The following is a 22533-nucleotide window of genomic DNA, read 5'->3' as shown; positions in this document are numbered from 1 at the left end:
GAATCACCACGGCTGACGACCGTGTCTCATCGCGACTGACGTCGACGCCACCTCTCCTCCATCCGAGCGGTGAAGGAGTCCGGATTGCTCTCACGGCCCCCACCACGCGGCCGAATTCCATTGCTGCCCGGCATCGTGCCTTGGCCCGTGGACAGCAGCATTCCGACCGCAACGGCCATGATCACGAAACCGACGACGGCGAGGAGGCCACTGCTCATCACGACCCCGCCGACGACCCCTGCCAGACCCAGCACCATCATGCCTGAGCCAAGGAGGATCTGACGGCGACGGGCTTGACGATGCCGTCTCCGCCGCTGCTCCAGGGCATCCCCGGCGGGATGGGGACGACGGGTCGCCGAGGCCTTCCGCGAGAACGATCGGGCAAAGTCAGGATCGTCGGTGGACAGATATTCCTCGAGCTCGGCAAGGCGCCGCTGCTCCTCTGCTGACAAGGGCATCTCGAACTCCTACCTGACCTGCCACGGAGCTTGCGGGGTGAACTCCGTCGTACGTCACCAAGTCTACTTCCTCAGTTCTGGCTGCGGGCAAGCACGCGGTCCCGCGTCATGCCATACTTCCAAGCATGACCACGCTTCGACGTACACCACTGGCGGCCGTATACGAGAGTCTCGGAGCATCCTTCACCGATTTCGCGGGCTGGGACATGCCCGTGCGGTACTCCTCAGACCTGGCTGAACACCACGCCGTCCGCAAGAATGCCGGCATCTTCGACCTGTCTCACATGGGCGAGATCAGGGTCTCCGGGCCCGATACCGGGGCAGCTCTCGACTACGCCCTGGCAGGCAAACTCTCAGCCGTCGCGGAGGGCCGCGCGAAATACTCCCTCATGCTCGCCGAGGACGGGGGCGTCGTCGATGATCTCGTGACCTACCACCTGCCTGACGGTGATTATCTCGTCGTTGCCAACGCTGCCAACACCGAAACCGATCTGACCGAGTTCTCCAAGAGGTGTGCCAGCTTCGACGTCACCGTCTCCGACGAGTCAGCTCAGACGGCCCTCGTCGCAGTGCAGGGACCCAAGGCCGTCGAGATCGTGCTGGCGGCCCTGGCGAAGGCCGCCACCACCCTCGATTCCGACGAGGTCCGCGACGTCAAGTACTACCGCTGCCTGACCGGACAGCTCGACGGCTCCCCCACGCTCGTCGCCCGTACTGGATACACCGGTGAGGACGGTTACGAGCTCTATGTACCGGCCGAGGCCGCCGAACACCTCTGGAATCTTCTCATGGAGGCCGGCGGCGATGACCTCACCCCGTGTGGGCTCGCCTGTCGCGACACCCTGCGTCTGGAAGCCGGCATGCCCCTCTACGGGCATGAGCTGGGAACCGACATCCATCCCTCCCAGGCCGGCCTTGGGCGAGTCGTCAACTTCAAGAAGGAGGGTGACTTCGTCGGTCGCTCTGCCCTCGAGAACCGCGAGACGACTGATGACCGTGTTCTCGTCGGTCTGGCTGGCGAGGGACGGCGCGCGGCGCGCGCTGGCTACGCCGTCATGAATGAGGGCAAGGAGGTCGGGTCCATCACCTCCGGCATCCTCTCCCCCACCCTGGGCCACCCGATCGCAATGGCTTTCGTAGATCCCGGTGTCGCCGCGGTTGGCACTTCGCTCAGCGTCGACGTGCGAGGCAAGGCCCTCGACGTCACCGTCGTCGAGCTGCCCTTCTACAAGCGTTCCTGACACCGTCCACCAACCCGCCCCCAGACAACCCTTTAGGAGCAGACATGGAACTGTCCGATCTCAAGTACTCCGCCGAGCACGAGTGGGTCGCCGTTGACGGCGACACCGTAACCGTCGGCATCACCGACTACGCCGCCGAGGCCTTGGGCGACGTCGTCTTCGTCGACATTCCCGAGGCCGGCAACGAGGTCCAGGCCGGATCGGCCATCGGCGAGGTCGAGTCCACCAAATCGGTATCAGACCTCTTCAGCCCGGTGTCCGGTACCGTCTCCGAGGTCAACGAGGCCATTTCCGAGTCGCCCGAACTCGTCAACTCTGACCCCTTCGGCCAAGGATGGCTGTTCAAGGTCTCCGACGGACAGCTCGCCGATGACCTCATGGACCGCGACGCCTACCTCAAGCTCACCACCAAGTGATGACGATGACAGACCACGCTGGGGATCGACGCGGCCTCGAGGGGCCGCGTCCCTTCTCGAGCCGCCACGTCGGATCCGTTGTCGACGACCTGCGTCACATCGCCGAGACGGTCGGTGTGACCAGCTGCGAACAGATCGTTCGCGACGCCATCCCGGCTTCCGTCCTCAACTCCGACAGGAATGGCTCCTCCGTCCACACCCCGAGCCTGCCGCCCACCGCCGATGAGGCAACCGCCCGGGCCGAGCTCGTTGACATCGCAAAGGGTAACCGTGTCACCCGCGCCCTCATCGGACGTGGCTACTACGGAACCCTGACCCCGCCGGTCATCCGTCGAAACATCCTGGAGAACCCCTCCTGGTACACCGCCTACACCCCATACCAGCCGGAAATCTCCCAGGGTCGTCTCGAGGTCCTGACGATCTACCAGCAGCTCATCACAGATCTCACCGGTCTGGCTCTGGCGAACTCCTCTTTGCTCGACGAGGCCACTGCAGCCTCCGAGGGAATGCTGTTGGCCCGCCGCGCGTCCCGCAAGGTGAAGTCCAACCGTTTCCTCGTCCACACCCACGTCTTCGACCAGGTTCGAGACGTCGTCCTCGGACATGCTGAGGCGGCGGGCATTGAGGTCGTCGAGACGGACCTGCGCAACCCGGAATCCTGGCGACCCGAGGTCGAGGCTGGCTGTTTCGGCGTGCTGGCCCCCTACCCGGACAGCACTGGTGCACTGTGGAACCCCTCCGAGGTTTTCGAGGCCGTCCATCAGGCTGGCGGTATCGCCATCGCCGAGTGCGACGTACTGGCCCTGACCCTCATGACTCCTCCCGGAGAACTCGGCGCAGACGTCGCCGTTGGTTCCTCGCAGCGCTTCGGAGTTCCGATGGGCAATGGCGGACCGCACGCGGCATTCATGTCGGTGCGCACTGGCCTGGAGCGTCAGATCCCCGGACGTCTGGTGGGTGTTTCCACGGATGCCGACGGCAATCCTGCCTACCGTCTGGCCCTCCAGACTCGCGAGCAGCACATCAGGCGCGACAAGGCCACCAGCAACATCTGTACTGCCCAGGTGCTCCTTGCCGTCGTCGCTGCCGCCTTCGCCATCTGGCACGGTCCGAAGGGACTCACCCGGATCGCCACGCAGGTACGAGATCGCGCTCAGCAGCTCGCCTCGGCCCTGCGTGCCGGGGGCCTCGACCTCTCAGACGAGCTGTTCTTCGACACCATCCGCATCACCGCCAAGGGTGGTGCCAAGAAGCTGTGGAACAGAGCACGTGAAGGCGGATACACCCTCGATTTCGTCGACGAAGACACCGTCCAGATCGCCGTGGACGAGACGGTCACTCCTGACGAGCTGCGCGAGCTCGCCCAACTGTTGGGCGGCGACAGCGACAGCCTCGAGTCACCGACGGACGACATCTGGCCGGAGGATCTGCGCCGCACGACCGACTTCATGACTCACCCGGTATTCTCGAGCTACCACACCGAGACCGCCATGATGCGTTACCTCAAGAGGTTGGCAGATCGTGACTACGGCCTGGACCGTGGCATGATTCCGCTCGGCTCGTGCACCATGAAGCTCAACGCGGCAGCCGAGATGGATGCCATGACCTGGCCGGCATTCGGCCAGATGCATCCGTTCGCTCCGGTGGAGGACCAGGCCGGAAGCCTGCGACTCATCCGTGACCTGGAGATCTGGCTCGCCGAACTCACCGGCTACGACACCGTCTCCCTGCAGCCCAACGCGGGTTCCCAGGGTGAGTACACCGGTCTGGCAGCTATTCGTGGCTATCACCTGTCCCGCGGGGACACCGAACGCAATGTGTGCCTCGTCCCGGCCTCGGCACACGGCACCAACGCTGCGTCGGCGGCTCTGGCCGGTCTCAAGGTCGTCGTCGTCAAGTCCAATGACGATGGCACCATCGACCGGGACGACCTGGCTGCCAAGATCGCCGAGAACGAGGGTCGCGTCGCCGCGATCATGATCACCTACCCGTCGACCCACGGCGTCTACGAGGACGGTGTGCGTCAGGTCTGTGACATGGTCCACCAGGCCGGCGGACAGGTCTACATCGACGGGGCGAACTTCAACGCCCTGGTCGGATGGGGACAGTTCGGCCGCATCGGCGGCGACGTGAGTCACCTCAACCTGCACAAGACCTTCGCCATCCCCCATGGTGGCGGCGGTCCTGGTGTTGGTCCGGTGGCGGCCAAGGCACACCTGGCTCCGTTCCTGCCAGGTCACCCGCTCAACCCGCGCAACGAGCACCCACTCAATGGCGGAGGGTCGGTGACCCATGACGGTCACGCGGTGTCCGCAGCCCCCTATGGATCGGTGTCAGTTCTGCCCATCTCCTGGGCGTACCTGCGACTCATGGGTCTCGAGGGCCTGCAGTTCGCGACGGAGGTGGCAGTCCTCAACGCCAACTACATCGCGCATCGTGTTCAGGACAAGATCCCGGTCCTCTACACCGGCCAGAACGGTTACGTGGCTCATGAGTGCATCCTCGATCTGCGCCCGCTGACGGCCGAGACGGGTATCACCGTTGACGACGTCGCCAAGCGTCTCATCGACTACGGTTTCCACGCCCCGACGATGAGCTTCCCGGTTGCCGGAACCCTCATGGTCGAGCCGACCGAGTCGGAGGACCTCGCCGAGCTGGACCGCTTCTGCGACGCGATGCTAGCGATTGTGGAGGAGGCTCGAATGGTGCAATCAGGTCACTGGCCTGCCGACGACAACCCGCTCGTCAATGCTCCGCATCCGGCCGCCCGCCTAGTGGCCGTCGAGTGGAACCATCCTTACTCTCGCGAGTTGGGCTGCTATCCCGGCATGCGTCTGGGCGTGCAGCGCGATCAGGAACGCGGGCTGGACGTCAGCGCCTTCACCCGGATCCAGGCCAAGTACTGGCCTCCGGTGGGCCGAGTCGACAACACCTACGGAGACCGCCACCTGGTGTGCACCTGTCCGCCTCCCGAGGCATTTGAGGACTGATTCGTCGGAGGACCGATCAGAATCACAACTGGCCGGGGCCCGATCCATGTGGATCGGGCCCCGGCCAGTTGCTCGTCAGGGTGCGGAGCAGCCTCGCGGCTCGGGGTGGGTCAGAAAGCTGCCTGCGAGATGACCCTGCCACTCCCCAGGACGAGGGCGCGGGTGGCACGCTCGGCAGCGCGAGATCGCTCATCGTGATGGCATCGAGAATGTCACGATGCTGGACCAGGTTGGCGCGATCCTCCTCGGTCAGCTCTCGGTCCTCGTACTGCTCAGCAAGGTACCTGAGCATCATCGGGACGTGAGCGACATACAACGGATTGCGAGTCGCCGCGAGAAGGCCACGGTGGAAAACATGGTCGTGATGGGCGAGGCCCTTGGAATCACCATTACGAATGGCCTCTGTCATGCCGGACACGGCGTCCTGCAACAACTTGAGGTCGGCCCCGTCAGCACGCTCGGCAGCGAGTCGAGCCGCAGTGGGTTCCAGCGCAATATGTGGCTTCGTTCGCTTGGTGGCGGGGTTTTTGCAGCGCTCCGTGGCGGTCTTGTTGCCGCGATCACGCAGGACTGGCTGCAGGTAGGTGTCGCGGTCTGAACCGAGAGGGGTGCGCCCGGTCGGGGCCGTTTGGATCGCTGCCGCTACGTCAGAGTCCGAAGGCTCCGCCGCTGACGAGGATCACGATGCCGAGGCCGATGAGAACGATGGGGAAAAGGATGTGCTCCCAGCGTTCGAGCACTTCGGCGATCGGGGGGCGGGTGGCGACGAACTTTGCCAGGGCCACCAGGACCGCGACGAGCGCGAGGAAGACGATGCAGTAGGCGACTACTGCGAGAGGTTCCACGCTGAAGAAGACAGGGGTGTAGACGCCGATGTTGTCGCCGCCGTTGGCAAGGGTGACGCCTGCGACTGTCCACATGCCGACCTTCTTGCCGGCAACCTTGGCCTCGTCGTCATCGTCGTCACCGTCTCCGTGCCAGGCCTGCCATGCGGCCCAGAGGCCGAGGCCCAGGGGGATGAGACCGAAGTACGGGATGGCTGCCGAGGGCAGGAATGCTCCGGCACCGATGGTCACCAGGACCGCGGCACCGAGGATGCCGGCGAATCCGAGATACTGGCCGGCCAGAATGCGGGCGGTAGTGCCGCGCTGGCCTGCCCCTCGCGCGAAGAAGAGGGAGAGCACGATGATGTCGTCGATGTTGGTCGCTGCGAACAGGCCCATCGCCTGCAAGACCGAGGTGAGGATCATGCGCTCTCCCCAGCTGCGTCGCATCCGGGAAGCGAGCAGGCGAGATCGATGCACGGGGCGTCTTCGTCCACTGCCAGGGTGGCATCGACCAGTGCCGTCAGCGCCTGCGCCAGGTGCGAATCGGCGATCTCATATCGTGTCCGACGACCCTCGGGCTCGGAGACGACGATCCCGCAATCGCGCAGGCATGCCAGGTGGTTGGACACGTTCGGGCGTGTCAGGTCCAGATCTCGGGCCAGTTCCGCCGGGTAAGCGGGATGGTCGAGCAGGGTCAAGATGATCCGGGATCGAGTGGGGTCGGCCAGTGCACGACCCAGGCGGTTCATCACGTCGAGACGCGAAGCAATAGTCAGCATGGACTGAACTATACAACGCGCACTGAACACTCGGTCACAGGCGTCAGCCCAGATCGCATGCCCGTAAGGGGAGCCCTCACCGGACACCACCGCTACTTATCGAGAGAAACGACGGCACGCCTGGCGGGCTGTCCCGTAAGACCCGTCCGGTGAACTGTCCGGTGAAGGGAGGCTATATGACACGCTGGGGAGCATGTCCCCCTTGAAGGTCGGCTATGCCCGAGTCTCCACCGACGAGTAGGACCTGACCGCGCAGCGTAACGGACTCGCGGCGTTCGGTGTCGATCCCAAGCGCATCTACGTCGCACGGGCTCACGGGCCGCAACGCCGACCGTGAGGGCCTGCGGCAGGCGCTGGCTGCCTGTCGGGACGGCGATACGTTCGTGGTCACCAAGCTCGATCGGCTGGCGCGTTCAGTCCGTGGTGCCCACCAGATCGCCGACGACCTCGCGGCGCGGGAAGTGAAGCTGAGCATCGCCGGATCGGTGTACGACCCAACCGACCCGATGGGGAAACTGTTGTTCAACGTGCTGGCGATGGTCGCCGAGTTCGAAGCCGACCTCATCCGTGCCCGCACCCGCGAGGGGATGAAGGTCGCCAAGGCCAAGGGCCGGCTGCGCGGGAAGTCACCGAAACTCACCCCCGGCAAGAAGCTCACCTCCTCCAGCTACATGCTGCCGACGAGCACACCGGGGGCGAGCTGGCTGGACTGTTCAGCGTGGGTCGCTCCACGGTCTACCGCGCCCTTCAGCGCGCCGAGCGCGGGCGCGAGAACGCCTTGCAGTAGGTGCGTCGTGGACGCTCGAGCGCGGTGGCGAATCCTCAGGCTCCACGTCGAGGACCAGGTGCCCCTCGCGCGCTTAGCTCGCGAGACCGATGTAGGGCTGCGGGCCCTGGAGCGCTGGCACGCCCGCTACCGCGCCGACGGCTACGCCGGACTGGAGACAGCCTCACGAGCGGACACCGGCTCCCGCCGCCTTCCGCCCGACCTCGTCCACCTGATCCAGGGCCTGGCACTGAGCAAGCCGCGGCCGGCCATCGCCACCATCCACCGCAAAGTCACCGGCATCTGCGCCGCCCGGAGGTGGCCGGTCCCCTCCTACTCCGTGGTGTGGGACATCGTGCGGACCCTGGATCCCGGCATGGTCACCCTCGCCCTGGAGGGCGCAGCGTCCTACCGCGACAAGCACGAGCTGGTACTCCGCCGGCAAGCAGAGCTGCCCAACGCGATGTGGCAATCCGATCACACCATGCTCGACATCCTGGTGGTGGGCACCGACGGCAAGCCCGCACGGCCATGGCTGACAACGATCCTCGACGACTGCTCCCGGGCGGTCTGCGGCTACACAGTCTTCCTGGGCGCACCGTCGGCGATGAACACCGTCCTGGCGCTGCGCCAAGCGATCTGGCACAAGACCGACCCGGCCTGGCCGATGTGCGGCCTGCCCGACGTGCTCTACGTCGACCACGGCAGCGACTTCACCAGTGACCAGCTCGCCCACACCGCCATCGACCTCCACATCCGACTGATCCACTCCACCGTCGCCCGACCCCAGGGACGGGGCAAGATCGAGCGGTTCTTCGGCACCATCAACACCGAGCTACTCGCCACCCTGCCCGGACACATCACCGAAGGGCACCCCTGGCCGACACCGAAACTGTCCCTGGCCGCCCTCGATAGCGCCCTGGACGCGTTCGTGGCCACCTACAACGACCGCACGCACAGCGAGCTCGGAACCTCCCCGCGCAGCGCGTGGATTGCCGATGGCTGGCTGCCCCGAATGCCCAAGACCCTGGAAGACCTCGACAGACTGCTGTTGACCGTCGCCAAGACCCGCGTCGTGCGCCGCGATGGCATCCGCTTCCAGGGCCTGCGCTACGTCTCGCCAACTCTGGCCGGCTACGTCGGACGCTCGGTCGTGATCCGCTACGACCCCCGCGACATCACCGAAATCCGCGTCTTCGATCACGCCGAATTCGTCTGCAAGGCCGTCAACCAAGAACACCACGACCAGAAGGTCAGCCTCAAGGAGATCCAGGCCGCGCGCAACGGCCGCCGCCGCGCGCTGCGAGCCGGCATCAACGAACGCATCGCCCTTGTGGTCGCACCTACCGAGACACCACGGATCACCGAAGCACCGACTCCGGCGCCGAGGTCGGCGTTGAAGATCTACAAGGAGGACTTCAGGTGAGCCAGCGCTTCATCGTCACCAAGGAGCACCGCCGCTTCACCGAGTTCGCCGGCGCCGTGCGCCGCGGGCACACCATCGGTTTGTGCTTCGGATCAGCCGGCGTAGGAGAGACACTCTCCGCGCGCCGCTACGCACACTACGAGAAGGCTCACGACCTGCTGACCTACTGGGGGCCGCGCTCCGACAACGACGCCAAGATCTACGCCGCCTTGAACCGGAGCCGCACCGTGCTCTACACCCCCAGCGTGCGCCCAAGCGGCTCGCGACCGATGAAGCGAGGAATTCCTGAGGCATGAAAGGAGCGATAACGCATGTCTCCCAACACGGCCCGATTCCCCTTGGGAAAGCTCACCAATTGGTATCGACAGTGCCGCGTAACAACGGTTTTCCTCCCCTAATAAGATGTTTACACACATAGGATATTTACACACATAGGATATTTACACCCCGCCGACGCGGGATTTCTTCGAGCTGTGCCTTTCCTGGGATCCTTTGAGGTTTTTAGAGGCAGTGATCACTGCGAACTCATTGCCTGGTGAGCCTCCGTGACGATCTCCCTCATGGCGTCCGCAGCAGCCCCTGGATCACGGGCGGCCACCGCATCCGCAATGCTGCGATGGAATCCAATCGCCTCTTGCTTGGGCTCGAAGGGCATGAGGTGAGTACGTCCTTTCAGGACGGCGGCGACAATCTTGACGTGAGAAGCGACGAGCGGATTGTGAGAAGCCTGAAGTAGGGCGGTGTGAAAACCTATGTCGCAGTGCAGATACTCGTCAAGATCACCATCAGCGGCGGCCGCGATCATCCCAGTGACGGCCAGAGACATCGTCGCCGATTCGTCTCGGGTGGCGCGCTTGGCGGCCAACTCGGCCGCCAGCGGCTCGACGGCCGACCTCAGCTCACTGATCCAGGTGATCTCCTCGTCCCTTCTGGGACCAGCCAGGAACCACTCAATGACGGCGGGGGAACTGACGTCCCACTCTGATTCATCCGTGACGACAATGCCAACCCGTCGCCGGGCACGCACCATGTGAAGGGCCTCGAGAAGCTTGACCGCTTCTCGGGTGACAGACCTGGAAACTCCGAATTCTGCGTCAAGTTCCTCGAGCCTCATGGCTGTTCCAGGAGCGGCGTGGCCACTGACGATCCGAGCCCCGATGACGTTCGAGACCGTGATGGCCATAGAGGAATCTGACATGGCCACAACCCTAGCGATACCAACCCGCGCACACCTGGCACACAACGACGTCATGACCCTCTTTTCGGGATGTGATTTCAAACCCTAATTCCCTGTACAGATCTGATCTCAACGCGTACACTCGATGCCGTCAACGATGACCGAGACTTCCGAGGGGACCTTCATGAGCGTCATCCAATCGCGCCACCGCGTGCCACCAATCGTTGTCATGGGTGTGGCTGGAGCTGGCAAGACGGACATCGGAGCCATGCTCGCCACACGCCTGGACGTGGAATTCATGGACGGCGACGATCTCCACCCCCAGGCCAACATCGACAAGATGGCTTCTGGACACCCCCTCAGCGACGACGATCGGCGCCCCTGGTTGGCAAATATCGCCGCCTGGCTGGCAGAGCGCAGTAGTGACGGCGCTGTCGTGGCGTGCTCGGCTCTCAAGCGCATCTACCGCGATCAGCTGAGGCAAGCCTGCCTCGACCTCGTATTCGTCCACTTGGCAGGCGATCGGGAGGTCGTCATTGAACGGGTGAAGGCTCGGGCCGGCCACTTCATGCCAGCCAGCCTCGTTGACTCCCAGTACGCCACCCTCGAACCCCTCGCCGCCGACGAGGCCGGCATCACGCTCAATTTCGACGCTTCCCGAGAAGAACTCACCAACGAGGCAGCCGCCTGGCTGGCCAACCTCGACTGACATCACTACCCCCGGACTCAAGGAGGAGTCAATGCCCGTCATCCTCGAGACAACGGCCGGCACCGGCCAGTTGATCGCGGCAGCCATCATCGGCTTTGCCATCATCATCGCCCTCATCACCAAGTTCAAGCTCCACCCCTTCCTCTCCCTGACGATCGGTGCGCTGACTGTCGGAGCCATCGCCCAGCTCTCCCTCACGGAAATGCTGGAGTCCTACTCCACGGGTGTGGGATCGACGGTGGCGTCAGTCGGCGTCCTCATCGCCCTCGGCGCGATCATCGGCAAGTTGCTCGCCGATTCCGGCGGCGCCGACGAAATCGTCGACACGCTGGTGTCCAAGGCATCCCCAGCCACCCTGCCGTGGGCGATGGCCCTCATCGGCGCCGTCATTGGCCTGCCGATGTTCTTCGAGATTGGCTTGGTGCTGCTCGTCCCCGTCATCCTGCTGGTGACTCGCCGGTCCAAGTTGCCCCTCATGAGGGTCGCCATCCCGGCCCTGGCCGGCCTGTCGACGATGCACGCCCTGGTTCCGCCGCACCCTGGCCCGTTGGCTGCCATCGGCCTGCTGAAGGCTGACCTCGGAGTGACTCTGGGTCTGGGCGTCCTCATCGCGATCCCGACGATCATCGTCGCCGGTCCGCTCTTCTCTCGCTTGGCTGCCCGCTGGGTACCCGTCGACGCCCCTGACCTCTTCCTCAATTCTGACGAAAACGGGCGGTCCGGCATCGCCCCCAGTCACCCGAAATTCTCGGTCACCCTCATGACGGTCCTGCTGCCCGTCATTCTCATGATGGGTAAGGCCCTCGCCGACATCTTCGCCGCGAAGGGCACCGTCATCCGTAACGTCCTGGACTTCCTCGGCCAGCCGATGTTCGCCCTGCTGCTGACGACCCTGCTGGCGATCTTCACCCTGGGCAAGACCTCGGGAATGGACAAGGAGGCCATCAGCGACTGCATCGGGGCCTCCCTCCCCCCGATCGCTGGCATCCTTCTCATCGTCGCTGCCGGCGGCGGTTTCAAGCAGATCCTCGTCGACACCGGCATCGCCAAGCTACTGGCCAATGGCATCACCGGATCCTCCGTCTCCCCGCTGCTGATGGCCTGGTTGGTGGCTGTCGTCATTCGGTTGGCCACCGGTTCAGCAACAGTCGCGACGGTCACCGCCGCGGGCATCCTGGAGCCCGTGGCTGCCACGTTGCCGCCCACCCAGGCCGCCCTGCTGGTGCTCGCCATTGGCTGTGGTTCGGTCTTCTTCTCCCACGTCAATGACGCCGGCTTCTGGCTCATCAAGGAGTACTTCGGCATCTCCGTGGGCGAGAACATCAAGAGCTGGTCCCTCATGGAGACGGTGCTGTCGGTCTGTGGCCTGCTGCTCGTACTGCTGGTCTCCGTCATCATCTGACCACACCTGCCCGATGACACACGGCGGCCGGTCCCCAACGCGGGAACCGGCCGTCGTGTCAGTCCTCGAGGACTCACTGCTCCTGATGATCACCCGAGCCGACCTGAGCCTGGTCGACCGCGGCGTCGATGGTGGTCGATCCATGCTTGACCTCCACCTTGCGCGGCTTGGCAGCTTCGGCGACCGGGATCGTCAAGGTCAGCACACCATCGGTGTACTCGGCCGTGATCTGATCCGTGGCCAATCCATGCCCAAGGGTGAGCTGGCGGGCGAAGGTGCCCATGGCGCGCTCTCGGGAGAGCCACTGCACCTCCTGGGACACCTTGGCGGCGCGCTCGGCGCGGATGGTCAAGGTGCGATCGTCGACGTCGATGTCAATGGACGCCGGGTCCACTCCCGGAAGGTCCACAGCCACCATGTAGTTGTCGCCGTCTCGGTAAAGATCCATGGGAACCGCCACGGCCGCCGGCGTCCTGGTGGCGTCGGAGAGCAGACGATCCATCTCACGGAACGGGTCAAAGGTACGAGCCATGTCAACACTCCTGTGGATTCAGCAGTTTCCTGCATCGACTCAGTCTGAGTCGCGATGACTCAAGTTTAACCATGAGTCACCCCGACTCAACAAGAGGGTTGCGTGTAGTTCGCTCAAGGCTCACATGTCCTGAACTCCGTTGTGCCTTCGATTGATGTGTCGACCGTTAGTGAGGAAGGGAACTGCGACGTCGCAGAACTCGTCCCCCTTGGTGATGTGGGTGCGGTGGCCTCCCTCAATGGTGGTCAAACTGGCATCCGGTAGAGCCTTCGCCACGTCCCGCAGCCTGTCCTGACGCAGGTATGACGACTTCCCTCCCCCGATGATGAGAACCGGCATCGCCATTCGGGCACATCCGTTCCACCACTGCGGATTGGGTTTGAGTAATTCGCGGCTGACCTTCCACACCATCTTGGGATCGAACTTCTTGCGTCCAGCCAGAGCCGCCACCTCCATGATCAGAGCGTCTGCGTATCTCCTCATGGGCGGAGGATCCTGTCGAACCCGTCGCAGCACCGGCATGTCCTCCAGCAGCACGCGATCGAATCGTTCAGGCTGACGTTGGGCAACCATTGACGCCACCAAGGCCCCCAAGGAGTGGCCAACCAGGGCACACCTTTCGATCTTGCGGGCATCCATCTGCTCGATGATGTCGGTCGCGAAGGTCTCGAGAGGATAGTCAGTCCCCACTCCCCGACGAGTATCGATGGGCCCATGGCCCAGCAGAGACAACTGATGGACGGGAACTCTCTCGACATTGAATGCCAGCACCAACCCGCCCCAGGTGGTTGGCGAACTGGTGATTCCATGGACAGCGACGACAGGAAGATCCGTGTTCACCTCTGGCACGATACCTGCGGCCGGTATTTCGACCCCACAACCACAGGAGGCACAAGCACATGGGAACGGTTCACATCCCCGGGGACGGACTCGTGGCTCTGGCCGCCGCCTTGAGATTGGCCCGGGTCGGACACGACGTCACCGTCGTCACCTCCTCACCGCGGTGGCGAGCTGACGCCGAACGTCCATTGGCGCCCGAGATTGGCGCCACCCTGGAGTTGCCCTCCGCATGGCGGGACCTCTTCGCAAAATCCGGACGCGCGATGGAGGCAGAACTGGCTGGGATCGGCATTGATCTGGTCGAAGAACCTGATCGCCACGTCCTGGCAGGAGATGAGACGGTGATGATGCCGACGGAACGGGGGGCGCAGATCCACACCGTCCGGGACCGTTACGGCGAGTGCATGGCGAACAAATGGCGTGAGGTCCTCGACCACGCCGATGACGTCTGGCAAGCTCGCCGTCGCAACGGAGTCGAGGACGCAGTGACCTCAAGACCCACCCCTCTCCCGGAGCCCATCCATGTCGATCTGTGCTCGCCTCTTGCCGAACTGTCCGCAGATGAGACCCAGCTCGCCGTCATGCGCGTCTTCGGATGCTGGAATCTCGTCGGCCCCCAGGGTCCCACCGACCTTCAGCCCTTGTTGGACCTCCTCGACCAGAGGCTGATCAGACGCGGAGTGAAGATCGATTCGGCCCCGACACCGACCCCGGACGCCATCATCGACACCATCCCCCCACCCCCTCGCCGTTCCTGGTGGCGTCGCGCACCTCGTCCCTGGTCATCCCCCACCGTCACCGTCACCACCAATGACGAGCGGCCCGCTCACGACAACATGGATCACAGGATGGAGTGGCGGCCCGAGGGACTCGTCGAGACATGGACCTGGTGGGACGGCACCCAGACGCACCGGATCCGCCACGACCACACCCACCCGGTCGCCGACCCTGGTATGGGCACTGTGTGGTCGGCGTGGCGGGATCGTCCCCCCATGGCATGGAATCTGCACGGATCAGTTCCAACCCTGCCCGCCTCCCCCGCCTCCCATGGCGGCCCGGAACCCTGGGCGCAACTGTTGACCGGGGCTCTGGCGGCCTATCTCACCCACGAACGTCTCACCGGAGAGGACATTCGCCCCACCAACAAGGCCATCGGTGCGGCGGGTCGTCCGCGGCGAGGGCGTGGTTCCACCAATGGGGCCTCCGCGCGTAAACTTGCCCGTTAGCCCCGCGACACCGAGTCCGAGGCAGACTCTCGTGAAGGACGACTTTGACCGAACACGGCACTTCGACCACTGATCCTCGCGTTGTGAAAGCTGAGATCGCCAAGGAACAGGCCCATGTCGACCGGGTCCGCGCTCAACTGGAGATCGACGAGGACAAGGCTCGCATGCTGGCCACGGCTGGCCAGGACATGTACCGCTCCGATCGCACCAGTTGGGTCCGCGAAGAGGACGGTACGGCGATGTTCGAACGCGATGCCTTCTCATACAACGCGGCCAAGAGGTTGGCAATCCTCGATGCCGAACACGAGGGTTTGGTCTTCGGTCGACTTGACCTCGCTGACGATGACGAGGTGCGTCACATTGGGCGTATCGGCGTGCGTGACGCTGATTACGAGCCCCTCGTCATCGACTGGCGCGCCCGCGCCGCCGAGCCCTTTTATCGCGCCACCCCGTCCGATCCGATGGGTGTGATCCGTCGTCGTGTGCTGCGCTGCCGGGACGACAAGGTCCTTGGCATCGAAGACGACCTACTGGACTCCACCTCGCAGGCCGACCTGCCGATCGTCGGGGAGGGAGCCCTCATGGCCGCCCTCTCACGGGCTCGCGACACCCAGATGCACTCCATCGTCTCGACCATCCAGGCAGAACAGGATGAGGCCATTCGCGCCCCTTACCAGGGCGTGACGACGATCATGGGCGGGCCTGGAACCGGCAAGACGGTCGTCGCCCTGCATCGTGCCGCCTTCCTGCTGTACTCCCATCGAGCTCGGCTGGAGAACGGCGGGGTGCTCGTCATCGGACCGTCCTCGGTCTTCATGAGTTACATCGAGCGGGTGCTCCCCAGTCTCGGCGAGGACTCCGTCACCCTCCGCTCCGTCGGCCAGGTACCCTCTGACATCCTGAGGTTCTCCTCCGATCGCCTCGACGAGCCCCGCACGGCCAACATCAAGGGCAGCCTTGACATGGTCGATGTGCTCACCCGGCTGGTCAACCTACCGATGTCGGCCGAACCGGATTCGATGCGCCTTCGAGTCACAGTCAAGGGTGAGGTGCTCACCCTGGGTTCTCACGCCCTGGCCGCCACCCGCCATCACATCCTCAAACGCAACCGATACAACGACGGTCGCGAAGCTGTTGAGGCCTCGCTCAAGGATCAGCTGTGGAACATCCTTCCTGAAGACGTCAGCTCCGCCCATGACCTGAGCAAGGAGCAATTCGACGACCTGGTCTCCTCCCAGGCGTCCTGGCGAATGTTCCTCAATGCCTGGTGGCCGACCCTGTCGGCCACGGACGTCCTGGCCCGGCTGGCTGACCCGGCGGTCGTCAAGGCGGTTGCTCCGGACTGGGATGACGAGACCTGTCAGCTCGTCGTCAACTCCATCCCCACCGAGGTGGACCGGCGTGGACGCCGTGACTGGTCGGTGGCAGACATGGCCCTGCTGGATGAACTGGCCGCTCTGCTGGGTCCAGTTCCGCCCGAGCCTGATGCGGAGGACCCAGTCTTCATCGAGGGCGGGGACGCCGAGGAGCTCGTCACCCTGAGCGACCGCCTCCATGATGCTCGTCAGATCGATGAGGACGAGCCGCGAGACACCTACGCCCACGTCCTCGTCGACGAGGCCCAGGACATCTCGCCGATGCAGTGGCGAATGATTGGGCGACGTGGCCCGCAAGCCTCCTGGACGATCGTCGGGGATCCGGCCCAGTCGGCCTTCCCCCACCCGGAGCAGACCCGGTCTGCCCTCGACGAACTGGTGGGCAATGCTCCCTCACGAACCTTCACGCTGACGAAGAACTACCGATCCCCGGCGGAGGTCTTCGACCTTGCCGCGGAGGTCGTCGTCACCGTCCAGCCCGATGCCGACCTTCCTCAGGCGGTGCGCTCGGTGGGGGTGCAGCCAACCGTGGTGCGTACCGATGCCCTGTGGGCCGAAGCGCGCTCCCAGCTCGACGAGATGCTTCAGGAGGTTGACGGGACGATTGGTCTGGTCTGCCCGGCGAGCCTGGTCGACCAGGCTGGCGACCTCGCCACGGATCCGCGCATCATCCCGGTGACGACGATGCAGGCCAAGGGACTCGAGTATGACGGCGCAGTCGTCGTCGATCCGGAACGCATCGTCTCCGAGACGGGGAACCCCACGAGCGGCGTCCGGGTGCTCTATGTCGCCCTCACCCGTCCGACCCAGCGTCTGGCAGTCGTCGGGCTCAGGCAGCCGGAGTCGCCTCGAAATCTGCAGGCAGACCAGCCAGCTGCGGCCGACGCCGGGCGAGCATGGTCCGAAGCTCTGTGGTCGCACGAGACCTGTTAAGCGTGTAGTAGTGCAGACCGGGAGCGCCGCTGTCGAGGAGCTCACAGCACATGTCGACGGCGGCCTCCAGACCAATGCGCCGCACGGCTGCCTTGTCCTCCTTGACGGCCTCGATCCTGGCCACTAGCTCGGCCGGGACGTCGGTGCCGGACAATTCGGCGAATCGACGGATTTGGCCGTACGAGGTGATCGGCATGATTCCCGGGATGATCGGGATGTCACAGCCCATTGCGCGCACCCGATCCACGAGTCGCTGGTAGTGGGAGGGGAGGAAGAACAGCTGGGTGATGGCGAAGGATGCCCCCGCCTCGGCCTTATCGACGAGGATGCGCGCGTCGAGGTCGATGTCGGCGGACTCCGGATGACCGTCCGGGAAGGCCCCGACTCCCACGCATGCCTCGGGGTGAACCCGCTTGACGAGCCGGACGAGCTCGGTGGCGTTGGGCAGACCCTCGGGATGGGCGACCCAGGGCTGCCCGGCCCCACCGGGCATGTCTCCTCGGACGGCAAGGATGTGGTTGACCCCCGACTCGGCATAGTCAGCGACCATCTGCTCGAGGTCGGACACCGACTGGACGACACAGGTGAGGTGACCGACGGTTCGCAACCCCGTCGAGACCATGTGCTGGGTGCAGCGGAGGGTGCGATCACGTCGTGACCCGTTTGCCCCATAGGTCACCGAGATGAAGTCAGGAGCCATCGGGACGAGAGCGTCGGTGGCACTCCAGAGCCGATAGACATCGTCCTCGCTGCGCGGCGGCATGAACTCGAACGAGTGTAGGGGGCGATCCCCCGCGGCCAGCAGGTCGGCAATGGTCGGCTTCTGGGTCTGCATGGCGTCAGGCTAGGCGGCGCGTCCATCCGATGAGCCTCCTGTCCAGCCTGCGGACTCGTCTGCAGCCATCAGACCGCCCTATGCTGGCTTCATGTTCCCCTTTGACCCGTCCGCTCCGGTCAGCGCCGATTTCCGAGAGTCTGTGAGTGCGAGGATCGCCACCTTCCTCGATGGCGAGAAGGGAGTTGTCGACGCGATCGGTGCCGAGCTGTCCCCTGTCCTTGACGCTGCCCGCGACTACACCGGTGGCGGCAAGAGGCTTCGTCCCGCCTTCTGCTACTGGGGCCATGTGGCTGCCGCAGGACAGCCCGCGGAACCGAGCGGGCTGCTGCAGGCCGCCGCCAGCCTCGAGCTGCTGCACGTGTCGGCCCTGGTGCATGACGACCTCATGGACCACTCCGACACCCGGCGCGGTCTCCCGTCGGTTCATCGTCGCTTCGAGGCTGCTCATGCCGAGGCCAAGGGTGACGGCCCCTCCGAGCAATTCGGGTTCGACATCGCCATCCTGCTCGGTGACCTGCTGCTGATGTGGTCAGCCCAGATGTTCACCTCTGCATCCCTGGAGGCCAGCAAGCTCGCTGCCGCCACGCCTCTCCTGGACGCCATGCGCACCGAGGTCACCTGCGGCCAGGTCCTCGACGTCACCTCCCAGTCAGGAATGGCAGGGTCGGACTCCGAGTCAGCCCTTGATCTCGTCGGCCGGGTCGTAGGGTACAAGTGTGCCTCTTACACCGTGGTGCGTCCTTGCCAGATCGGGGTGGCCCTGGCAGGAGGTTCAGATCGCCTCCAGCAGACGATGGCCGATTTCGGCTCCCCCATCGGGCGGGCCTTCCAGTACCGCGATGACCTGCTCGGCATCTTTGGTGACGCCGTGCTCACCGGCAAGCCGGCCGGGGACGATCTGCGAGAAGGCAAGCGCACAGTACTCGTCGCCCATGCCCTCAACCAGGCTGACGCCAAGGACGCCGCCCGATTGGAAGGATTCCTCGGTCGCCCCGACCTCGACGACTCCGACGTCGCCACGGCCCGCCACATCATTGAGAGCAGCGGGGCCAAGGATGCCGTCGAGTCCACCATCGACGAGTGCCACCGACGCGCTGTGGCAGCACTGGATGGCGCTGAGATGGCCGAGGCAGGTAGGACCGCTCTGCGCGAGCTGGCACGCCAGTGCGTCGAGCGTCGCTTCTGAGGTAACTGTCTCAGCTCAGCAGGAGGGCAAAGCCGTCGAGCTCGTCCTCGTCGAGACGCTGCCCGATGACGTCGACCAACCGTCCCCAGTCCTGGGGATTGTCGCGCTGGAAGGGCTGCCAGCCCGTCCACAACACGGCGGTGTCGCCCTCGACATCAGCCAGGCAGTCACGCAACGCGTCAAGGTTGTGGCCGTACCAATTCGGAAAGGACAGGGTGTTCCCGAAGCCCGTCAGGACGGCATCAAGGTCTGCCCCTCCGGCCATGTGGAAGATTCGCCATCCCGCGTTGCGCCATACTCGTGCAACCTCGGATGGATCAGAAGCACTTGCCGGGTCGACGAGTACGATCCCGGACCCAACGGGGCCTCCGGCCTGTGAACCTGCCTGGACGTCATTCTCGGTTGTCATCGGACGATCCTCCGGAACGTTGAGTAGTGGTCGGCGGTCCAGAAGCATGCCGCGTCAGAGCCACAGACGATGCGACGCGGGCCGCGACCGCTGACTCCCGGGGTGACGACGGTGTACTCGCGATACCACCCATCCTCGTGATGGGGCAACGCCCCGCTGTTGTTGTGATAGACGATGCCGTCACGTCGGAATGGGAACGGTCCGCCGGCATCGATGAGATTAAGGGTGTGCTGAGCTTCCGATGGGAGCTGGTCCTCCCTGATGGTGGGAAGGCCGTCAGAGGGCCGTGCGGTCGCCGAGATGGTCGCCCGCGAAGAGGTTGGCGTGGAACTCGAAGCTGGACTGGAGGGGGCAGAACAGCCCATGACTACGGCAGACAGCAGAGCGACGAGCCAGACGGACCAGCGGCGGGAACGAAGCCAATGCGCGACAGTCATAAGTTCAGCCTAAGGACTCGCCGGGTCACCCTCCAATTCCCTCATGGGGACTGCGCATACACTTCGAGGTGGGCCGCACCCCCTTCTTCCCCGACCGTGCGTGAGGCGTAATCGTGAGCATGACCATGAGCACTGACCCCTTGGTGGGTCACATCCTCGAGGGTCGCTACGAGATCGTGTCCAAAATCGCTCGTGGCGGGATGGCAACCGTTTATCGAGCCCAGGATTTGTGCCTTCCTCGCATCGTCGCGGTCAAGGTCATGCACGAGGGACTCGACGCGGAACTTGCGGAACGATTCGACTCCGAGGCCAAAGCGGCAGCGCGGCTCGTCAACCCCCATGTGGTGTCGGTCTTCGACCAGGGGATGGATGGGGATCGCCCGTTCATCGTCATGGAATACGTGCCTGGGTGCACCTTGCGCCACATCATCACCCAGGAGGCGCCCCTCACCCCGGGGCGGGCCCTTGATCTCCTCGAGCCGGTGGTGTCTGCCCTGGCCAGCGCCCATGAGGACGGGCTGGTGCATCGCGACGTCAAGCCCGAGAACGTCCTCATCTCCGACCGCGGCCAGATCAAGGTCGCTGACTTCGGTCTGGCACGTGCCGTCGGCAACCAGACGATGTCCGCGACCTCCGGGCAGCTGATCGGGACGGTGTCCTACATTCCTCCTGAAAGGGTGACACGAGGCAGTTCCGACGAGCGCTCGGACATCTACTCCGCCGGTATCGTGCTCTTCGAGATGCTCACCGGACACAAACCCCATACCGGGGACTCCCCCATTCAGGTGGCATGGGCGCACGTCAACAAGGACGTGCCCGCTCCCTCCCAGTACCTGGCCAATGGCACCCGTGCTGAGCGAGACATCGCCTGGCTCATTCCGGGCTACCTCGACGGCTTGGTGCGGGCATGCACATCGCGCGACCCAGCCAAGCGTCCTTCCGATGGACGAGCCCTTCTCGACCTGATGCGTCGTGTTCGCCACGCCCTCTCGACGGGGCGAAGTGACGACCCGGCTCTGGCCGCCCTGCAGGCACGCGCATCCCGGCCCAGTGTCGTCATCACCGATCCCGTGGCACATGCTCCCCAAGGATCCACTGATCGTTCCACCCGCCGTCGTGGTGAGCCGATTCACCCCGGGACGGCGTCGGTACCACCGTGGTCACGCAGCAACGCCACACCGGTGTCCCCGCACACTCCCGTCTCGACACCGGATTCTCCATCGTCACCGATGGATCGGCACCCCGCTCCCCGACCAAGCCGGCCCGCCGCACCCGTCAACCGTGGTCGACCGCGTCCTGCACATCGACCAACAAACCAGCCAACCCTCCACTCCCGATTGGCGCAGGATGCCGTCCATCGCCGTCGTCGTGGGGTCATCGCGACCGTCTTCATCGTCCTAGTGGCGGTGCTGTGCGCATATCTGGTTTTCCACTTCGCGTCCTCCCAGTACTCCGCGAGCGGCCTTCCAGGAGCAAATCCGGTCGTGCGAACAGCCGTTCACAACGAATCATCCGGAGTGCACACCGTCTCACGAAATATTTGACGTCATTTTGGGTTGCAGAGCGAAGATTCTCCCGCGTATCATCTGATTCGTGGTTGGTTTTCGTTCTTCGCGCCTTGCTGTGCCCGCACTTCTTCTCATGGCTGCTCTCTGGGGATCGACCCTGGTCGTCATGAAGGGCGTCTACGCCCACATGAGCCCGGAAAACCTGCTCGCCTGTCGCTTTGCCCTCGCTGCGGCCGCCTTCGGGATCCTCTTTCCCAAGGCTTGGCGTACGGACATGCGCACCATCACTAAGGGAGCCATCCTCGGCGTCCTCTTCGCTGCCGGACAGCTGCTCCAGTCCATCGGGCTGAGCAGCACCGAGGCCGCGACGAACGGATTCATCGCCAGCCTGTACGTCGTCTTCACCCCGCTGCTGGCAGCCGTCATCTTCCGCAGGAAGGCGCCCAATGCCGTGTGGGGAGCTGTTGCCCTGGCGACCGTCGGTATGGGGGTGCTGGCCCTTGACCCGTCCTCCATCGGGAGCGGGTTCGGTGGTGTCGGCCAGCTGTTGACCCTGGCGTCCGCCCTGGCCTACGCCGGCCACATCGTGGCGACCGGACGTTTCGCCAACCCGTCCAATGTCGCGTCGTTGGGCCTCTACCAGACCATCACCGTCGCCGTCGTCTGTACCATTGCGGCCTTGCCCGGTGGCCTGAGTGCTCCCACCCACATGGAGGATTGGCTCGCCCTGGCCTACCTCGCCGTCATCTGCGGCACCCTGACGACCTTTATGCAGAGTTGGGGCCAAGCCCGCGTCGAGTCCACCCGTGCCGCCGTCATCATGTGCACCGAGCCGCTGTGGGGAGCCATCTTCGCCATCGGTCTCGGCGGCGAGACCCTCACCGGTCGTATCACGATCGGCGGTATCGCCATCCTGGCCGCCATGGTCCTCGCCGTCCGCCCGCCTCGTCGTCGTCGCGGTGCACCTCAGCACCACACCGAGCCTCCGGCGTCCCAGGTCAATCCGGCCTGGGCTCCGAGGTTCGGCATGGACCGAATGCTCTAAATCCTTTAAAAG

At 64.5% G+C, this 22533-nt stretch carries 21 protein-coding genes and 1 pseudogene; 12 read left to right on the top strand and 10 right to left on the bottom strand.

The features are described from left to right. Positions 1–26 precede the first annotated feature (26 nt). Entirely contained in the window at positions 27–458 is a 432-nt protein-coding gene (locus ACP8LP_RS03860) for a DUF3040 domain-containing protein (protein ID WP_016667312.1), read from the bottom strand. A gap of 125 nt (positions 459–583) precedes the next feature. On the opposite strand from ACP8LP_RS03860, the gene gcvT reads away from it, so the two are divergent. Genes gcvT through gcvP form a run of 3 tightly spaced genes read left to right on the top strand, consistent with a single transcriptional unit; the run spans position 584 to position 5105 of the window. Continuing rightward, positions 584–1699: a glycine cleavage system aminomethyltransferase GcvT gene (gene gcvT, locus ACP8LP_RS03855; RefSeq protein WP_484483289.1), complete on the top strand. Its 1116-nt coding sequence runs from the start codon at positions 584–586 to the stop codon at positions 1697–1699. Between the two features lie 44 nt (positions 1700–1743). Next, positions 1744–2115 (top strand): glycine cleavage system protein GcvH, encoded by a 372-nt coding sequence (gcvH, locus tag ACP8LP_RS03850; protein ID WP_016667310.1) that lies wholly within the window; start codon positions 1744–1746, stop codon positions 2113–2115. Beyond that, complete coding sequence (gcvP, locus tag ACP8LP_RS03845; protein ID WP_016667309.1) at positions 2115–5105, top strand: aminomethyl-transferring glycine dehydrogenase; 2991 nt, start codon at positions 2115–2117, stop codon at positions 5103–5105. The genes gcvH and gcvP overlap by 1 nt, the downstream gene beginning before the upstream one ends. A 110-nt stretch (positions 5106–5215) precedes the next feature. On the opposite strand, the pseudogene ACP8LP_RS03840 reads toward gcvP, so the two are convergent. From ACP8LP_RS03840 to cmtR, 3 genes and pseudogenes are all read right to left on the bottom strand, one after another. After that, positions 5216–5601, bottom strand: a pseudogene (locus ACP8LP_RS03840) (FadR/GntR family transcriptional regulator); the annotation flags it as partial. A 151-nt stretch (positions 5602–5752) separates the two neighbouring features. Continuing rightward, entirely contained in the window at positions 5753–6355 is a 603-nt protein-coding gene (locus ACP8LP_RS03835; RefSeq protein ID WP_016667307.1) for a cadmium resistance transporter, read from the bottom strand. After that, complete coding sequence (gene cmtR / locus ACP8LP_RS03830; RefSeq protein ID WP_021108652.1) at positions 6352–6711, bottom strand: Cd(II)/Pb(II)-sensing metalloregulatory transcriptional regulator CmtR; 360 nt, start codon at positions 6709–6711, stop codon at positions 6352–6354. The genes ACP8LP_RS03835 and cmtR overlap by 4 nt, the downstream gene beginning before the upstream one ends. 278 nt (positions 6712–6989) lie before the next feature. Here cmtR and ACP8LP_RS03825 point away from each other — a divergent pair, with 278 nt between their 5' ends. After that, positions 6990–8903 (top strand): recombinase family protein, encoded by a 1914-nt coding sequence (locus ACP8LP_RS03825; protein ID WP_334353389.1) that lies wholly within the window; start codon positions 6990–6992, stop codon positions 8901–8903. Then, positions 8900–9199, top strand: a complete 300-nt coding sequence (locus ACP8LP_RS03820; protein WP_016667304.1) for a hypothetical protein — start codon at positions 8900–8902, stop codon at positions 9197–9199. The genes ACP8LP_RS03825 and ACP8LP_RS03820 overlap by 4 nt, the downstream gene beginning before the upstream one ends. Before the next feature lie 218 nt (positions 9200–9417). On the opposite strand, the gene ACP8LP_RS03815 is transcribed toward ACP8LP_RS03820, so the two are convergent. Next, positions 9418–10107, bottom strand: a complete 690-nt coding sequence (locus tag ACP8LP_RS03815) for a FadR/GntR family transcriptional regulator (RefSeq protein WP_036910308.1) — start codon at positions 10105–10107, stop codon at positions 9418–9420. Positions 10108–10264: 157 nt separating this feature from the next. Here ACP8LP_RS03815 and ACP8LP_RS03810 point away from each other — a divergent pair, with 157 nt between their 5' ends. Next, entirely contained in the window at positions 10265–10789 is a 525-nt protein-coding gene (locus tag ACP8LP_RS03810; protein ID WP_171023428.1) for a gluconokinase, read from the top strand. A gap of 31 nt (positions 10790–10820) precedes the next feature. Beyond that, a complete protein-coding gene (locus ACP8LP_RS03805; RefSeq protein WP_016667301.1) occupies positions 10821–12191 on the top strand; it encodes a GntT/GntP/DsdX family permease in 1371 nt (456 codons plus the stop codon). Between the two features lie 73 nt (positions 12192–12264). Here ACP8LP_RS03805 and ACP8LP_RS03800 read toward each other — a convergent pair whose 3' ends face one another. Further along, positions 12265–12723: an Hsp20/alpha crystallin family protein gene (locus ACP8LP_RS03800; RefSeq protein ID WP_484483288.1), complete on the bottom strand. Its 459-nt coding sequence runs from the start codon at positions 12721–12723 to the stop codon at positions 12265–12267. Positions 12724–12843: 120 nt separating this feature from the next. Further along, positions 12844–13572: an alpha/beta fold hydrolase gene (locus ACP8LP_RS03795; RefSeq protein WP_036975869.1), complete on the bottom strand. Its 729-nt coding sequence runs from the start codon at positions 13570–13572 to the stop codon at positions 12844–12846. Positions 13573–13622: 50 nt separating this feature from the next. On the opposite strand from ACP8LP_RS03795, the gene ACP8LP_RS03790 reads away from it, so the two are divergent. Both ACP8LP_RS03790 and ACP8LP_RS03785 read left to right on the top strand, forming a co-directional pair. Next, positions 13623–14789 carry a hypothetical protein gene (locus tag ACP8LP_RS03790; protein WP_016667299.1) on the top strand — a complete coding sequence of 389 codons (1167 nt, stop codon included), beginning with the start codon at positions 13623–13625 and terminating at the stop codon, positions 14787–14789. A gap of 83 nt (positions 14790–14872) precedes the next feature. Next, positions 14873–17098 (top strand): HelD family protein, encoded by a 2226-nt coding sequence (locus tag ACP8LP_RS03785; protein WP_177166469.1) that lies wholly within the window; start codon positions 14873–14875, stop codon positions 17096–17098. Here the strand turns inward: ACP8LP_RS03785 and metF are convergent. Next, entirely contained in the window at positions 16995–17933 is a 939-nt protein-coding gene (gene metF / locus ACP8LP_RS03780) for a methylenetetrahydrofolate reductase [NAD(P)H] (protein ID WP_016667297.1), read from the bottom strand. The genes ACP8LP_RS03785 and metF overlap by 104 nt on opposite strands. A gap of 91 nt (positions 17934–18024) precedes the next feature. Between metF and ACP8LP_RS03775 the strand changes: the two genes are divergently transcribed. Then, positions 18025–19122: a polyprenyl synthetase family protein gene (locus ACP8LP_RS03775; RefSeq protein ID WP_016667296.1), complete on the top strand. Its 1098-nt coding sequence runs from the start codon at positions 18025–18027 to the stop codon at positions 19120–19122. Between the two features lie 10 nt (positions 19123–19132). Here the strand turns inward: ACP8LP_RS03775 and ACP8LP_RS03770 are convergent, their stop codons facing one another. Together ACP8LP_RS03770 and ACP8LP_RS03765 are read right to left on the bottom strand one after the other, a co-directional pair. Further along, entirely contained in the window at positions 19133–19531 is a 399-nt protein-coding gene (locus ACP8LP_RS03770) for a barstar family protein (RefSeq protein ID WP_016667295.1), read from the bottom strand. Then, a complete protein-coding gene (locus ACP8LP_RS03765) occupies positions 19528–19968 on the bottom strand; it encodes a guanyl-specific ribonuclease (protein WP_016667294.1) in 441 nt (146 codons plus the stop codon). Before ACP8LP_RS03765 ends, ACP8LP_RS03770 begins: the two co-directional genes overlap by 4 nt. 119 nt (positions 19969–20087) lie before the next feature. On the opposite strand from ACP8LP_RS03765, the gene ACP8LP_RS03760 reads away from it, so the two are divergent. Both ACP8LP_RS03760 and ACP8LP_RS03755 read left to right on the top strand, forming a co-directional pair. Next, the gene (locus ACP8LP_RS03760; protein WP_484483287.1) at positions 20088–21512 is read left to right on the top strand and encodes a protein kinase domain-containing protein; all 1425 of its coding nucleotides are present in this window, start codon (positions 20088–20090) and stop codon (positions 21510–21512) included. A 49-nt stretch (positions 21513–21561) separates the two neighbouring features. Beyond that, complete coding sequence (locus tag ACP8LP_RS03755) at positions 21562–22521, top strand: DMT family transporter (protein WP_261795789.1); 960 nt, start codon at positions 21562–21564, stop codon at positions 22519–22521. The last annotated feature ends 12 nt before the right edge of the window (positions 22522–22533 follow it).

The organism is Cutibacterium sp. LaCa_89 (genome assembly GCF_058177555.1).
This window is presented reverse-complemented; position numbering and strand designations above follow the sequence as displayed.

Excerpts from the sequence above, each read along its gene's own strand:
- ACP8LP_RS03860 (WP_016667312.1), bottom strand. The coding sequence starts at position 458 with ATGCCCTTGTCAGCAGAGGAGCAGCGGCGCCTTGCCGAGCTCGAGGAA.
- gcvT (WP_484483289.1), top strand. The coding sequence starts at position 584 with ATGACCACGCTTCGACGTACACCACTGGCGGCCGTATACGAGAGTCTC.
- gcvH (WP_016667310.1), top strand. The coding sequence starts at position 1,744 with ATGGAACTGTCCGATCTCAAGTACTCCGCCGAGCACGAGTGGGTCGCC.
- gcvP (WP_016667309.1), top strand. The coding sequence starts at position 2,115 with ATGACGATGACAGACCACGCTGGGGATCGACGCGGCCTCGAGGGGCCG.
- ACP8LP_RS03835 (WP_016667307.1), bottom strand. The coding sequence starts at position 6,355 with ATGATCCTCACCTCGGTCTTGCAGGCGATGGGCCTGTTCGCAGCGACC.
- cmtR (WP_021108652.1), bottom strand. The coding sequence starts at position 6,711 with ATGCTGACTATTGCTTCGCGTCTCGACGTGATGAACCGCCTGGGTCGT.
- ACP8LP_RS03810 (WP_171023428.1), top strand. The coding sequence starts at position 10,265 with ATGAGCGTCATCCAATCGCGCCACCGCGTGCCACCAATCGTTGTCATG.
- ACP8LP_RS03805 (WP_016667301.1), top strand. The coding sequence starts at position 10,821 with ATGCCCGTCATCCTCGAGACAACGGCCGGCACCGGCCAGTTGATCGCG.
- ACP8LP_RS03800 (WP_484483288.1), bottom strand. The coding sequence starts at position 12,723 with ATGGCTCGTACCTTTGACCCGTTCCGTGAGATGGATCGTCTGCTCTCC.
- ACP8LP_RS03790 (WP_016667299.1), top strand. The coding sequence starts at position 13,623 with ATGGGAACGGTTCACATCCCCGGGGACGGACTCGTGGCTCTGGCCGCC.
- metF (WP_016667297.1), bottom strand. The coding sequence starts at position 17,933 with ATGCAGACCCAGAAGCCGACCATTGCCGACCTGCTGGCCGCGGGGGAT.
- ACP8LP_RS03775 (WP_016667296.1), top strand. The coding sequence starts at position 18,025 with ATGTTCCCCTTTGACCCGTCCGCTCCGGTCAGCGCCGATTTCCGAGAG.
- ACP8LP_RS03770 (WP_016667295.1), bottom strand. The coding sequence starts at position 19,531 with ATGACAACCGAGAATGACGTCCAGGCAGGTTCACAGGCCGGAGGCCCC.
- ACP8LP_RS03765 (WP_016667294.1), bottom strand. The coding sequence starts at position 19,968 with ATGACTGTCGCGCATTGGCTTCGTTCCCGCCGCTGGTCCGTCTGGCTC.
- ACP8LP_RS03760 (WP_484483287.1), top strand. The coding sequence starts at position 20,088 with ATGACCATGAGCACTGACCCCTTGGTGGGTCACATCCTCGAGGGTCGC.